This is a genomic window from Affinundibacterium seohonense (genome assembly GCF_014284305.1).
Classification (GTDB): Bacteria; Pseudomonadota; Gammaproteobacteria; order Burkholderiales; family Burkholderiaceae_D; genus Undibacterium; species Undibacterium seohonense.
The window spans coordinates 1-255 of sequence record NZ_JACOFW010000136.1 but is presented as its reverse complement, the minus strand read 5'-3'; the positions used below and the strand labels follow the sequence as shown (position 1 = coordinate 255).

1 protein-coding gene is annotated in these 255 nt (G+C 45.1%); it reads right to left on the bottom strand.

The window, feature by feature from the left end:
• Window positions 1–255: type VI secretion system contractile sheath domain-containing protein (locus H8K52_RS22150; RefSeq protein ID WP_186924822.1), on the bottom strand; the 255-nt coding region annotated here is incomplete at both ends.

Genomic DNA, 255 nt, shown 5'->3' with positions numbered 1-255 from the left:
AGAGATATCCCTTGAACTACTACCGATTTCAAATCCCCCCAACAGCAAGCCATAAGGACAACCGCCATACGTGTCATATTCGGATCCATAAATTAATTTGAACAATGTACTTTGATCAAATTGAACCGCTTTTTCCATATCGCTCCATAACTCATCTTTAGTCGCATTGAAGACTTTGATCTTGAGCATCGCGTTGGTGTCGACCGCGGCAACAAGGCCATGCATACTCCGCCAGGTCGCTTCCAGTGCCTGAAA